Origin of the sequence: Sulfitobacter sp. NFXS29 (genome assembly GCF_040148765.1) — a bacterium.
Classification (GTDB): Bacteria; Pseudomonadota; Alphaproteobacteria; order Rhodobacterales; family Rhodobacteraceae; genus Sulfitobacter.
In genome coordinates this window covers 262,199-275,300 of record NZ_JAGDED010000004.1, presented here as the reverse complement: position 1 = coordinate 275,300, position 13,102 = coordinate 262,199, and the positions used below count along the sequence as shown (strand labels likewise).

The window sequence follows — 13,102 nt, the reverse complement described above, 5'->3', positions numbered from 1 at the left end:
CTTCGTAACCGCGCACCCGTGCGTGATCGAAGTTGGCTCACTGCTTGCAAGAGCGTTCTCATCCTTACGCTGATCCGATACCTGCCGCCCGCGGTTTACGGATGCCTGTGGGCCCTGCTCAGCCCTCCAGGGCCCCGCGATGACACCAGTTTCGGCGAACGCGGGGCCATGGCGCTTACCCCATCAGCTTGGAACTGTAGCTGCCCGGCGATGCCGGAAAGACCACGGTTTTATTCCCGTTCAGAAAGACCCGTTGATGGGCATGGGCGTGGATCGCCCGCGCGAGGACGCTCGCCTCAACGTCACGGCCCAGCGACACATAGTCAGAGGCGCTTTGCGCATGGGTGACCCGCACGGTGTCCTGTTCGATAATCGGCCCTTCGTCCAAATCGGCGGTAACGTAATGCGACGTGGCACCGATCAATTTCACGCCCCGCTCGTAGGCCTGTTTATAGGGGTTCGCCCCCTTGAAAGACGGCAGAAACGAATGGTGGATATTGATGATCCGGCCCGACATTTTTTGACACATGGCATCCGAGAGGATCTGCATGTAGCGCGCCAGCACGACCAGTTCCGCGCCGGTATCCTCTACCACCTCCATGATCCGCGCCTCTGCCTGCGGCTTGTTGTCTTTGGTCACCTTGATGCAGTGAAACGGAATGTCATGGTTCGCCACCACCTTTTGGTAGTCCATGTGGTTCGAAATCACGGCGACGATCTCAATCGGGAGGGCCCCGATCCGGACCCGGTAGAGCAGATCGTTCAGACAATGGCCGAAGCGAGAGACCATGACCACGACCTTCATCGTGGTGTCTTGGTCGTGGAAATCATAGGTCATGCCAAAGGGTTCGGCGACCGCATCAAACCCGTCGCGCAGGCTCTCGAGCGTGGCCCCGGTTTCCGACTCTGCGCTGATGCGCATGAAAAACTGGCAGTTCTCCGTGTCGTCGAACTGCGCGCTGTCGGTGATATTGCACCCGGTTTCGGCGATGTAATTGGCGATGGCGGCGACGATCCCCCGTTTCGAGGGGCAGGTCACGGTCAGGCAGAACTGGGTCATGGGGTGGTCCTTTGGGCGGTTGTACGTGACGGCAGGGGGACTGTTTTGCTGACGCAATGGATTGCAGGCGCCACGCGGGAAGGCAAGCGATAGCGGGCTCACGGCGCCGCCGCAGCGGCCCATACCAAATGGTGAGCATCTGTTATCGCTTGAAATCTACGCGGCGGCCTTAAATTTGCCCATAGTGGCCCCTGTCTGCGGACCACCAAAGGAGCGCCCGAAATGAACGCCAAGCCCCAGCCGATGTCCCCTGATGAGGCCCTGAGCCTTTTCACCACCACCCGCAGCCGGACGCAGGCTTTGGCAGCGCCGCTTTGCCCCGAAGACATGATGTTGCAAAGCATGGAGGATGCCTCTCCGGTGAAATGGCATCTGGCCCATACGACGTGGTTCTTTGAGGAGTTCATCATCAAACCCCGGGTCGCTGACTATCGTTCGCCCGATGACCGTTTCGCGGTGCTGTTCAACTCCTATTATGTGCAGGCCGGACCGCGTCATGCGCGTGACAAACGCGGATTGGTTTCGCGCCCTGATGGCGCTGCGGTGCGGGCCTATCGCGATCATGTGGAGAACGGCCTGAACGATCTGATGAACGTCAGCCGCGACGATGCCGATGAGATCGCTCAACTGGTTGAACTGGGCTGCCACCATGAGATGCAGCATCAAGAGCTGTTGATCACCGACCTGCTCCACGGGCTGAGTTTTAACCCTTTGCTGCCCACCTACAAAGACCCCGAGCCGCTGGCGGTTTCCGACGAAATGCCGCTTAGCTTCAGCCGCCACAGGGGCGGTCTTGTTGAGATTGGCCATGAGGGGGGCGGCTTTGCCTATGATTGCGAAGGGCCGCGCCACAGGGTTTGGCTCGACCCCTTTGAGATTGCCGACCGTCCGGTGACCAACCGCGAATGGATCGCTTTCATGGAGGACGGCGGGTACAGCGATGCGCGGCTGTGGCTGATGGAAGGCCATGCCGTGGCGCAGCGCGAAGCATGGGCGCATCCGCTCTACTGGTGGCAGCAGGATGGCACATGGTGGACCTTTTCCCTGCGCGGGCCGCAGCCTGTCGCGCTTGATGCGCCGGTGGTCCACGTCAGCTATTATGAGGCCGAAGCCTTTGCCCGTTGGGCCGGGGGCCGTTTGCCCACCGAAGCCGAGCATGAAGTTGCCTTTCGCGATGTGCCGATCAACGGCAACCTGATGGGCGATGCCGATGCGATCGGTGCCCTACGCCCCCTGCCCGGCAAGGGCATTTGGGGCGATGTCTGGGAGTGGACCGCCTCTGATTTTGCACCCTACCCCGGTTTCCGCCCGCCTGAGGGTGCTTTGGGCGAATACAATGGCAAGTTCATGGTCAACCAGCGCGTGTTGCGCGGCGGATCTTGCGCCACGCCAAAGAAACAGTTGCGTCCAAGCTACCGAACGTTTTTCTATCCGCATCAACGCTGGCAGATGATGGGTCTGCGGTTGGCGCGCGACGCGGGTTAAGGCCTGAGCGGGGTAAGGCCCCGGCGGGAAAGACCGGGCGGAAAAGGCCGGGCGAGGAAAGGCCGAAACCCCGGGGCATCGTGGCGCCCCGACATGCGCCTTACCGCTGGCCCCCCGGCCTGCTCGGCCGCCGGCCTATTGAATGCCAACCCTGAACTGTACCGCCCCGGTCTCACCCGGCAACATCTGCCCGGTGCAGTTCCATTCGATCGCTCCGGCATAGCCAGCTAGGTTGCTTGCTGGCCGAACCAGATCACAACTGAGGTTGGGTGAGACCTGTTGCGGATCGACGATGGGTTCCGACAGCTCCGTATAGGGTGGGGTCATGTCGTAAATCTTGACGTTCGATGCCTGCGTGGTGGCATTGTTGCGCAGGTATATTCGGTAAAGCAGGATATCATTCACACCGCCGAGGTTGATGGTCCCTTCACCGGTGCCTTGGGTCTCATTCTCCACCGTTTTGCGCAGCTCGATCTGGGTCGATTGCCCCCCGACTGAGATTTCGTCGGTGTTACTGGCCGAACTGGTCACCGTGGTGCGCGCGAAGGCCGTGGTCGCCAGCACTTGATAGACATAGGTACTGCCCTGCCCAGCGCCGGACCCGGCAGAAACCCGCGAGACGATACAGACGGTTTGCCCCGTCGTGACCGCGATGGGGCCGGTGATCGGCCCATCGACACTGTCGTCACAGCCGATGTCTTGGAAAAGTGCCGCGCTGAACGCGCCGGTCGGGGTCGAGGTGGCACCGGCGTAGGAGAAGGTCACCTGCCCTTCGGAGGTTGCGGTATAGATATGCGGCAGGGTCGCGACCTGCCCCTGAGCGACTGTCGTGGTTTGGTCGTTGGTCAGGCTGGGCAGTTGCAACAGGCCGATATCCAGTCCCATGCGATTGCCGAAAGCCTCAGGGGTGAAGGTAAATTCACCGTCATGGGGGTTGGCGTTCACCAGGTCGGGCAGACCTGCCGCGGCTTCGGAGATCGCGCGGTAGTTATTGGCCGGGATCGCACGGATCGTGATCGGACCGCTATAGGCGCCGGAGAGCCCATAGCTCCACGTGCCATCCGTCGCCAGGCCGGGGGTGGCCAGCACCGCGCCGCCACTGTCGAGGATCTCAAGCACCGCCGAAGACGCCCCTTCTTCGCTGCCATTGCGCAGCGCGTCATGCGCGGTGCCGCCGCCCGCTCCATTATCGATGAAGACGCGGCCCGTCAGGATCCGCTCACCTGTCACAAGGTTCACGGAGTAGGACGCTTCGTCGTCATCGGGCAGCTGGTCGAACAGGTCATCGGTCAACGGCCCCGTATTGGGATCGCTGTCGGGATCGGGCAGCGAGCTATAGATAATCTCGGCCTGGTTGGTGAAATCACCGCTGCCCAGCACCGTTGTGGTGATCGTCAGGGTCTCGCTCTCCCCGCTGAGCAGTTCATCCACGAACCACAACCCGGTATCGGGGTCATAGGTATCCCCGGTCGCGGGCGCATCGTCCGAGACATAGGCAAAGCCGCTTGGAATCTGGTCAATCACTTTGACGCCCGAGGGCGAGCCGCCGCTGACATTGGTGATCGTGATGATCCAATCGATCGTGTCCCCTTCCGAGACATTTGTGATCGGCGTCGTTGTCCCGGTCGCGGCGGCGATTTTGCTGAGTTCAAGGTCACTCCCCGCCGGATCGAACCCGAAGTCTTGGTCACTGGTCACGCTATTGCCGGAAACCGGGACGCCATTCAGCGGGTTGGAGGTGCCGATGGTCAGCCCCGAGGGCAGATCAGGGTCCGCCTCATCCAGCGCGACGCGGTAGGTCGTGTTCACCATCAGGTCGCCCACCGCATAGGTGCCATCGGCTAATGTGTCCGTCGTGATGAGAAAGGTATCATCGGCGGTATTGGCCGGGGTGCCATTGTCGGCAAAGACCGAGATGCCCACGCCCGCCCCGAAATTGGTCTCCCCGTTGTCCTTCACGTCCGACCCGTCCGCATCCTCGTAGATATTGCCAGAGATGCCCCCCAGCGGGATCGGTGCAGGCCCCCGGCAGGAGATACCATCGCTGCGCCCGCCTTCATCAAAGGGAATGCCGGAAACCAGCTGCGGCACACCCGTCGCCGTCGAAATCACGAAAAGGTTGTTGGTGGTGTTGGAATAGCCATAGAGCCTGCCATCGCGGTCAAACCACAGCGCATCGAACACGCCCGCATAGACGGCGGGGCCAATCGCCTGCGGTGTCACGCTGCCCGGTGTGCCGTTGTTGACCGCCGCGCGGAACAAAAAGCCCGAGTTCCTGTCGATCCCATACATGATGCCATCAACGGGGTTAAAGGCAAGGTCTTCTGGATTGACGCTGATGGTGAGTGCGATGTCCCCCAATACAATCGGTGCGGCAGGATTGGTCAGATCAACGATCTGCCATGTATTTGGGCCGACCTCGTAGATCAGCCGCCCGTTGGGCAGAATATCCCCGGCGTTCAGCGCATCGCCCGCGCCGGGGATGTTGCCGAAATCCGTGATGTCGCCAGCCCCATCAATCCGGTAGAGCCTGCGGGTGTTTTGTTCCACGCCGTAGATATATCCATCCAACGCATTGTAGCCCCAAGCGCCATCACGGTTCTGCCCGGTGCTGCCAGAAGCCTCAACCGTCGTGGCGTAGCTGCCGCCGCTATCGCGGAACGTCATACGCACCAGCGTAGAAGGGCTGTCGACTATGGCATAGAGCGAGGCATCGCAGACCAGCGGCGGTGGATCGCTGGAGATGGTCAGTGTGTAGTCTTCCACCTCCCCTTCGAAAACAGTGGCCAGGCCGGTGCTGTCCGTCGACCAGCGAAAGCGGGCGTAGGTGGGCAATGTGGTCGCCCCTGCGGGCACCGCCACCTCGAAAAAGATTGTCCCATTGGTCAGGCCATCCTTGTCCAGCAGACCGCCGTCTTGCAGGTTCAGCGCCACCTGCTCTCCGGCTTGGTTAAAGGTGCCGTCGCCATCAAAATCGATGAAGGCTTGGAGATAAGACGACCCCGGCGCTCCGGCCAGATCGTTGACCGTCACTGTGATCTCGGCCAACCCGCCGCGATAGAACTGCGGCAATGTCACCCCGTCTTCGTCATCCGATCCATCGGTATCATCGCCCGTGGCCCCGATGGAGTTTTGCGCCAAAAGATCGATATCGGGCGGTGTGCTGCCCAGATAGACCTCCGGCGCGCCGGGGCCTTCGATGATATGCTGCGGATCGCCATAGCTGGCAGGGGCATCGCCGCGGTCGGCGTCGGGCGGTGTTCTGATGGTGATGCCATAGTCTTCGACTTCCCCATCGGGGGCGGGGGTGATCGCGTTCAGCCCAGGCGTCGAGGACCAGCGCAGCCGGGCGAAAGTCGGGGTCAGCACCGCTGTGACCGGCACGCTGACGGGGAATGAAATTTCACCATTCACCAGCCCATCGAGATCCTGCGCCCCGCCATCTTGGATATCGGTCGCGACCTGATCGCCAAGAAAGAGGCCATCGCCGCCGAAATCGACAAAGGCTTGTAAATAGCCGGTGCCAGGCGTCGGCTCGTTCACCACCACGGTTACGGTGCGGGTCAGATCGCCGTAGAGCTGGGGAAAGCTCTCTTCGTCCTCATCATCCTTGCCGTCGAGGTCATCGCCCGTTCCATCGACGGAATGCTGTGCCGACCCGTCGCCATCACCGTTGAGCGCGCCGATCCAGTATTGCGCGGTATCTGCGTGCTGCGGATCGCCATAGGTGACGGGCGCATCGCCCCGGTCGGGGCCGGAGCCTGCGTAGATCGTCGTGGGGTCATCGCGCCCCTCGCCCGGCCCGTTGGATGCCACGCCATCCCCGTCGCCGGGATTTTCGGAATCCGACAGGTCCGAGACAACCGTCCCGCCCGGCGTCTCGGCGGTGACCTCCGCTTGGTTGCTGATCGTGGTGTCCAAATCTTCGGGCACCAATGTGTAGGTCGCCGTATAGACGGCCTTTTCGCCAACCAAGAGCGTGCCTTCGGGCGACAGCGACGTCGCGGCCTGAAAGGTGATCACGGGCGGTACGCCCTTGCCGCTGAACTGCGTTTCGGCAAGCTGCACATTGGTCAGATCGACATTGCCAAAGTTCTCGGCCGTAAAGACATAGGCAATCGTCTCTCCCGGGTCGGCATAGCCGTTCAGGTTGGTATCGACCAATTGCGCAAGTTTCAGCAGACCGACAGAACCCACATCGATCGAGACCCGGGCCGGGGCCGAATAGGCCCGCGGCTCATTGGGCAGGATGATGGGCGATTGATAGCGGTAGCTGATCGGCGTCGGCGCTGCAAAAAAGGCCACGAAGGGGGTAAAGGTCAACGCTCCGGTCAGATCGTCGTAGCTCCAGGTGCCTTCTCCCAAGACATCGAAACCCACCCGATGGCCGTCGGAATCGGTCACGATATTCTGCGCACCGGCGGGGGGGATCAGATCGATGGCCTGTTTGGAATATTCACTGGGCTGCCCGGAATTATTGGCGGGCGCATTGTTATTTTCTGTCGCGACGCTGTCATTGAACAGGATGTTGACCACCACCGGCTCGCTCAGCACCTGCTCTTTCAGGTCGTCCTGCAAAACTGGTGCTTTGAAGTCACCACATTTCAGGTCATAGGTCTGCGCTTCGTCATAGGTGGGATTAGAAAGCAGGACGAGAAAGCCGTTGTTGGCGGTCCGGCCAAAGCGAAAGGTCGAGGTTTGCGGATAGAAGATTTCCAACCCCGATACCGGCTGGTTGCTATAGCTGCGGTCCCCGGCGAGATAGAACACCTCTGTCCCGAGGTTCGCATCCGGCCCTTCGATATAGCCGCGATAGGTGGTCGCACTGCGGTCAACCCGGACATATTCGACCGTCCCGTCGCAGATATTCACATAGACCTGTTCGTTCAGCGGCCCGTCGATGTCATTGATCTGGAAGAAGACATCCGCCACCACCGGCACGCCGCCGGTGTTGGTCGAGATGTTATAGGTGCCCGCCTCATAGAGGAAAAAGTCCATGAAATGTGGGTCTTGTCCGGTAGAGGTGATCTGGATCTGCCCATTGCCAGTGGTAAAAACATGATCCCGCCCCGCAAAGATCATTTCGCCGACGATATCGACCGAGACCCCGCCAACCGTGCCCGCGTTGCGCCACAAAGCCCGCTCACCAATGCCAGCCCCGACCACGATGGGGGCGGCGACAGGATTTAGGATCAACTGTTGCGCCACGGCGACCTTGGTTAGCAAAGCGAAGGGAAGCAGGGACCAGAGCGCTGTCCAGATCAACCGCAGCCCCGGCCCCCGCCCGGCCCAAGCGGAGAGAAAGCGCAATCCATGCGCCACGATCAAGCCGAGAAAACGAAAATAAAAATGCATATCTTTGCTCACAAATTTTCTGAAGCAGCCTGGCAACAAACCTTTAAAGACAGCTTAGCAACGAAGCGGGTTGGGAAGACTTACGCAGAAAGGTATTAAGATATGCTTCCGGTCAGACAGGCGGCAGAAGACTCGGCGCTGTTACCACCTTCGTATATATCGCTACGCCGTTGCCGCAGCCCAAAACGGCCCAGCCCGTGACCTACATCGGCCTCCCGTTAACCGTGATTCGCCGCGCCCCGCCCACCTGCTCATTTTTTCAAAATGCCCCCTTGACCCTCCAGCGACTGGAAGCCCCATATTCAGCATATGACGGATAGAGGGCATGAAATGGGCAAAGCAGATACACTCACTTTTGGCGTGCAAAACATGAATTGCGCGTCCTGCGTAGGACGTGTGGAAAAAGCACTGAACGCGCTGGAGGGTCTGCGCGAGGCGCGGGTGAACCTTGCGGCAGAAAACGTGCGGGTGACGGCAGAGCCGGGTTTTGACGCGGCCATGCTCGACGCCGCTTTGACGCAGGCGGGCTACCCGGCGCGCAAGACCACCCACAGATTGCGCCTATCCAACATGAGCTGCGCCTCCTGCGTGGGCCGTGTGGAACGGGCGCTGCTCGCGGTGCCGGGGGTGATCTCGGCCTCGGTGAACCTTGCCAGCGAAGAGGCGACGGTCGAGAGCTTGGAGGATGCCGATCTGTTGCCTGCCCTGCGCGATGCGGCGGCGCAGGTCGGCTATCCCGCGACCACCGATGCCCCCGCGACGGGCAGCCCTGATGCGACAGCGCGCAAAGAGGCGGAAGCCTCTCATCTCAAACGGATGACCCTGCTGGCGGCGGCGCTCACCTTGCCGGTCTTCGTGCTGGAGATGGGCGGCCACCTGATCCCTGCGTTCCACCATTGGATCGCAGCCACCATCGGGCGGGAGACAAGCTGGTTCATCCAGTTCATCCTCACCACCCTCGTGCTGGCGTGGCCGGGGCGGCATTTCTATAGCAAGGGCCTCCGCGCGCTGGCGAAAGGCGCGCCGGATATGAACTCTCTCGTGGCGCTTGGATCGGGCGCGGCATGGCTCTTTTCGGTCACCGCGCTCTTTGCGCCGGGGGCCCTGCCCGAGGGCAGCCGCGTGGTCTATTTCGAAGCAGCCGCCGTGATCGTGACGCTGATCTTGCTGGGCCGCTATCTAGAGGCCCGCGCCAAGGGGCAAACCGGGGCCGCGATTACCAAGCTTATGGGCCTGCGCGCCAGCAGCGCAAGGGTCGAGCGGGATGGCACAGTCGTTGAGTTGCCGTTGGACAAGATCGTCGCGGGCGACATCATCTACCTCCGCCCGGGCGAGAAGATCGCCACCGATGGCATCGTCGTCGACGGGCAATCCTATGTCGACGAAAGCATGATCACCGGCGAGCCTGTGCCGGTGGAAAAAGCCAAGGGGACAGAGGTTGTCGGCGGCACGGTCAACGGCACCGGCAGCCTGACCTACCGCGCCACCAAAGTGGGCGGTGACACGGTATTGGCGCAGATCATCCGCATGGTCGAAGAGGCCCAAGGCGCAAAGCTGCCCATTCAGGACTTGGTGAATCGCATCACCCTGTGGTTCGTCCCCGCTGTGATCGCCGTGGCGCTGGTGACCTTTGTGGTCTGGCTTACCTTTGGCCCATCGCTCAGCCACGCATTGGTGGCGGCAGTGGCCGTGCTGATCATCGCCTGCCCCTGCGCCATGGGTCTGGCCACGCCGACCTCGATCATGGTCGGCACCGGGCGCGCGGCGCAACTGGGCGTGTTGTTCCGGCAGGGCGATGCCTTGCAAAGCCTGCAAAGCGTTAAGACTGTCGCTTTAGACAAGACCGGCACGCTGACCAAGGGCACGCCCGAACTGACCGATCTGGTGATGATAAACGACCTTCCCGAGGCTGAGTTGCTGCCCCTGATCGGCGCGGTCGAGGCGCGCTCGGAACATCCCATTGCCCAAGCCATCCTGCGGCGGGCAGAAGCTGCGGGCCCGGTACCGAGCGCGGTCAGCGATTTCCAATCCCACACCGGGTTTGGCGTCAGCGCGACGGTCATGGGCCGCCGGGTCACCTTGGGAGCGGACCGCCTTATGACCCGCGACGGGATCGATTTGGGCGACACCGGGCGGATCGCGGCGGAATTGGCGAAGGCCGGAAAAACCCCGCTCTACGCCGCGGTTGATGGCCAGCTGGCGGCGGTGATCGCCGTGGCCGATCCGATCAAACCCGGCACGCCAGAAGCCATCGCGCGGCTGCATGACCTCAATCTCGACGTGGCGATGATCACGGGCGACAACCGGGTTACGGCAGAGGCCATCGCGGCGCAACTGGGCATCGACCGCGTTATCGCCGAAGTGTTGCCAGATGGCAAAGTGGCCGCCATCAACAAGCTTAGAGAGGGCGACAACCGCATCGCTTTTGTGGGCGACGGCATCAACGACGCCCCCGCCCTCGCGCAGGCAGATGTTGGGCTCGCCATCGGCACCGGCACCGATGTCGCGATCGAAGCCGCAGATGTGGTGCTGATGTCCGGGGACCTGCGCGGCGTGGTCAATGCCATCGATGTGAGCCAACGCAGCATGGCCAATATCCGTCAGAACCTCTTTTGGGCCTTTGGCTACAACGTGCTGCTGATCCCGGTCGCCGCGGGGGCATTCTATCCGCTGACCGGCTGGCTCCTATCGCCCGCGCTGGCCGCCGGAGCGATGGCCCTGTCGAGCGTTTTCGTCCTCAGCAATGCCCTGCGGCTGCGCTGGATTGCCGCCCCCCTGGCCGAAGACGCCACCCCCTCACACGGCCCCCGGGCCACCGCCCCCGTGGCCGCAGAATAGGAGCGCACCATGAACATCGGAGAAGTCTCACAACATACGGGCCTGCCGCCGAAAACCATCCGCTATTACGAAGATATCGGATTGGTCAAACCGCTGCGGGATGCCAACGGCTATCGCGCCTTTCGCGAAAGCGAGATGCACAAGCTGGCCTTTTTGGGCCGTGCCAGAACGCTGGGGTTCAGCATCGAAGATTGCCGCAACCTGCTGGCCCTCTGGGAGGACAAAAACCGCGCCAGCGCCGATGTGCGAGCCATCGCCAAAGAGCATCTGGCGCAGATCGAGGCCAAGATCAGCGGCCTCCAAGAAATGCGCGACACGCTGAGCACGCTGGTCCGCGACTGCGCCGGAGATGATCGACCCGACTGTCCGATCCTAAAGACCTTGGGCACCGCAGCGGCCACATAACCCCCGCTTTCAATAGCAAAAGGCGCCGCCCAGCCAAATCGGGCGGCGCCTTTTGCGTTTTGTCAGTTCACGGCTTAGGCTTTCAGCCGGTCCACGATGCTATGCGCCGTGACTGTCCCGATCTGCGTGCCGTCTTCCATCACTGCAATCGCCGCATCCGCCCCGCGCAGCCGCTCCATCAGCGCCCGCACCGGGATCTCTGCCGTGGTTTCGCCCTGCGTCGGAGCGCCGTCAACCACGCCCATCACGTCGCGCGCGGTCAGAACCTCCAGCGGGTTCATATTGGCCACGAACTCCGCCACATAGTCCGAGGCGGGGTTCGAGAAGATTTCACGCGGCGTGCCGATCTGCACAATCCGCCCGCCTTCCATGATGGCGATGCGCCCGCCCAGCTTGAAGGCTTCGTCAAGGTCATGGCTCACGAAGATGATCGTGCGGTTTAGCTCACGTTGCAGGTCCAGCAGTTCGTCCTGCAGCCGCGTGCGGATCAACGGGTCGAGCGCCGAGAATGGCTCATCCATCAGCAAGATCGGCGCTTCGGTGGCAAAGGCGCGGGCAAGGCCCACACGCTGCTGCATCCCGCCCGAAAGCTCGCCCACTTTGCGGTCGGCCCAATCGCTCAGGCCCACCAGTTTCAACTGCCGCTCGGCACGCTCCAGCCGCTCGGCCTTGGGGACATTCGACAGTTCCAACCCAAGCGCCACATTGTCGCGCACCGTGCGCCATGGCAGCAGGCCGAACTGCTGAAACACCATCGACACGCATTCACGGCGCACGCGGCGCAGCTCTGCGGCATTGCTGGCATGAATGTCGCAAGACCAGTTTTCGTCATGCACATGCACCGTGCCGCGCACCATTGGGTTAAGCCCATTCACCGCGCGTAAAAGCGTCGATTTGCCCGAGCCCGAAAGCCCCATCAGCACAAGGATCTCGCCATTCTCAACGCTCAGCGAGCAGTCATGCACACCCAGCACCTGCCCCGTCGCCGATTCAATCTCGGCGCGGCTCTGGCCTTCGTCCATCAGCGGCAGGGCCTTTTCAGGCTTGTCACCAAAGACGATGGATACGTTGTCAAATTCTACTGCTTTGTTCATTTCCGTCCCACCCGCAGGATACGGTCGAGCATGATCGCCACGACGACGATCACCAACCCGGATTCAAATCCCAAGCCTGTGTTCACTTGGTTCAAGGCGCGCACCACCGGCACGCCCAAGCCGTCTGCGCCGACAAGTGCAGCGATCACCACCATCGACAGCGACAGCATGATCGTCTGGTTCAGACCCGTCATGATTTGCGGCAAGGCATAGGGCAGCTCGATCTTCCACAGGGTCTGGCGCGGCTTGGCACCAAAGGCCTGCGCCGCTTCAAGCAGAGCCTTGGGCGTCGAAGAGATGCCCAACTGCGTCAGCCGGATCGGCGCGGGCAGAACAAAGATCACCGTAGCAATCAGGCCGGGCACCATACCGATGCCAAAAAAGACAATCGCAGGGATCAGATAGACAAAGGTCGGCAGAGTCTGCATCAGGTCCAAAACCGGGGCCACCCAAGCATAAAGCCGGGGCCGATGCGCCACGGCGATGCCAATTGGCACGCCCACACCCATACAGACAACACAGGCCGAGAGCACCAGCGTCAGGCTCTCCATCGTCTCTTCCCAGTAGTCTTGATTTAAGATGAACAGGAAGCCCAGCACCACAAAGGCCACGGTCTTCCAATTGCGCTGAATGCCCCAAGTGATCGCGGCGAAGACGGCGATGAGGATCAGCGGATGCGGGGTTTGCAGCACCCAGAGGATCGCGTCGATCAGCCGTTCCATCAGGTCCGACAGCCCGTCAAAGAACCACGCCCCGTTCGTTTGCAACCAATCCAGCGCGTCTTCGGCCACATCGGCCACGGGGATCTTGTTTTCTGTCAGCCAGTCCATGTCAGTCCTTCAGGATTGGAGAATTGCGCATGAGA

The 13,102-nt window shown here is 61.6% G+C and carries 7 protein-coding genes; 3 read left to right on the top strand and 4 right to left on the bottom strand.

Features of this window, described 5'->3' with window-relative positions; translation table 11 throughout:
- Positions 1-175 precede the first annotated feature (175 nt).
- Positions 176-1,060: a formyltetrahydrofolate deformylase gene (purU, locus tag J3456_RS09450; protein WP_349579970.1), complete on the bottom strand. Its 885-nt coding sequence runs from the start codon at positions 1,058-1,060 to the stop codon at positions 176-178.
- Positions 1,061-1,282: 222 nt separating this feature from the next.
- On the opposite strand from purU, the gene egtB reads away from it, so the two are divergent.
- Complete coding sequence (egtB, locus tag J3456_RS09445; RefSeq protein WP_349579968.1) at positions 1,283-2,545, top strand: ergothioneine biosynthesis protein EgtB; 1,263 nt, start codon at positions 1,283-1,285, stop codon at positions 2,543-2,545.
- Between the two features lie 135 nt (positions 2,546-2,680).
- On the opposite strand, the gene J3456_RS09440 is transcribed toward egtB, so the two are convergent.
- A complete protein-coding gene (locus tag J3456_RS09440; protein WP_349579967.1) occupies positions 2,681-7,900 on the bottom strand; it encodes a GEVED domain-containing protein in 5,220 nt (1,739 codons plus the stop codon).
- A 330-nt stretch (positions 7,901-8,230) separates the two neighbouring features.
- Between J3456_RS09440 and J3456_RS09435 the strand changes: the two genes are divergently transcribed.
- Positions 8,231-10,738 (top strand): heavy metal translocating P-type ATPase, encoded by a 2,508-nt coding sequence (locus J3456_RS09435; RefSeq protein WP_349579965.1) that lies wholly within the window; start codon positions 8,231-8,233, stop codon positions 10,736-10,738.
- Positions 10,739-10,747: 9 nt separating this feature from the next.
- Positions 10,748-11,143 carry a Cu(I)-responsive transcriptional regulator gene (gene cueR, locus J3456_RS09430; RefSeq protein WP_120350818.1) on the top strand — a complete coding sequence of 132 codons (396 nt, stop codon included), beginning with the start codon at positions 10,748-10,750 and terminating at the stop codon, positions 11,141-11,143.
- A gap of 74 nt (positions 11,144-11,217) precedes the next feature.
- On the opposite strand, the gene choV is transcribed toward cueR, so the two are convergent.
- Positions 11,218-12,237, bottom strand: coding sequence for a choline ABC transporter ATP-binding protein (choV, locus tag J3456_RS09425; RefSeq protein ID WP_349579963.1), 1,020 nt, complete (start codon positions 12,235-12,237; stop codon positions 11,218-11,220).
- Positions 12,234-13,067 carry a choline ABC transporter permease subunit gene (gene choW / locus J3456_RS09420; protein ID WP_067626912.1) on the bottom strand — a complete coding sequence of 278 codons (834 nt, stop codon included), beginning with the start codon at positions 13,065-13,067 and terminating at the stop codon, positions 12,234-12,236. The genes choV and choW overlap by 4 nt, the downstream gene beginning before the upstream one ends.
- Between the last annotated feature and the right edge of the window lie 35 nt (positions 13,068-13,102).